1 protein-coding gene and 1 tRNA gene are annotated in these 1,257 nt (G+C 40.3%); both read right to left on the bottom strand.

What is annotated here, in order from left to right; all coding sequences use genetic code 11:
- Positions 1 to 402: 402 nt before the first annotated feature.
- Positions 403 to 729 (bottom strand): DciA family protein, encoded by a 327-nt coding sequence (locus tag KPX09_RS05305; RefSeq protein ID WP_249549307.1) that lies wholly within the window; start codon positions 727 to 729, stop codon positions 403 to 405.
- Positions 730 to 766: 37 nt separating this feature from the next.
- A tRNA-Ser gene (locus tag KPX09_RS05300) sits at positions 767 to 858 on the bottom strand.
- Between the last annotated feature and the right edge of the window lie 399 nt (positions 859 to 1,257).

Below are 1,257 nucleotides of genomic sequence, written 5' to 3'. Positions count from 1 at the left end.
AGCTGAAAATTTACTTAGCATGACTGTAAAATCTCCACAAGCAAGGCTACTTCACACGTAACAACAGCCCGTAGTTTCCATCAAGTTAAGGATACAAAACCCACACACAGAACACACTACAAAAAAATCAAAACCCTCAAGTATTATTAATATGCAGGCGTGTAAACTCCATAAAACAGTCACGCTAAAACATTAAAGTGTGACAAACATCTCCAATACGATAAAACTTCCATGATCATAGAGATAGAGTAAGAACCAAATATCTTCGTTACCTCCCTGCCCCATCCTATAAAAGCAGACCTCGCCTAGTACCTAACTGAAGAGTATACAAGAAGGGACACAAGCCTATGAAACGTACACAACCTCCCTCACACGTAACCACAAGGGAATGTACCTAGGCAATTATTGCCTGATTTTTATTGAGTGTATCGCTTTGAAGCCAAAATAAAGAGAGATCTTTTCTATTATTCCTGGAATGGCATATTGCAAGAACATTGCGTATCCCCCATTCTTTACCTGTAAACACAAGGCACCTGAGTTATTCCCGGTAAACACGACTCTATCTAGTGACGCCATATCCGCTATGGTGTCCCCCACTATAGATCGCCAATTCAGAAATAAACGAACCTCTATTTTACTGATGCTCCAAAGATTGCAATGCTTCAATACAAATGACTCAACTACAGAGTTAACACTCTTATATCCGTGCTTAGTTACAAACCGGCCCATACTCAGTCTCGTACCTCAATGCCGACTGCACCTATACTGGCGGAGAGAGAGGGATTCGAACCCTCGATACAATGTTACTTGTATAACGGTTTAGCAAACCGCCGCCTTCAGCCTCTCGGCCACCTCTCCCCTTTCTATCGACGGGATTATTCTATATTTCGTAGCAAATATCAATAGTAATTATCTCAACTCTCTCCCTTTTTCAGCCTTATATACAGACATTTATATCTGTTTTGTGACTTCACAATCATACCTACCAGTAGCATTTTTTCCTTAAAGGGATAAGTTTTTGATAGACCCATATGATGCTATGAATACGCATTGTAATGCACATTAAAGAACATATCATTAATTCCTAACTAATACTTAGAACCTTCTAACACTTCTATAAAGGCATTTCCCAATACCAGTACCCCCATCGAAAAGAAGAAAAAAGCTCAGCTACTCAGCTACTCAGCTACTCAGCTACTCAGCTACTCAGCTACTCAGCTACTCAGCTACTCAGCTACTCAGCTACTCAGCTACTCA

Source organism: Anaplasma phagocytophilum (assembly GCF_023476575.1).
GTDB classification, from domain to species: domain Bacteria; phylum Pseudomonadota; class Alphaproteobacteria; order Rickettsiales; family Anaplasmataceae; genus Anaplasma; species Anaplasma phagocytophilum_A.
Note: the sequence above shows the minus strand (reverse complement) of the source record. Positions and strands in the feature narration are given on the sequence as shown.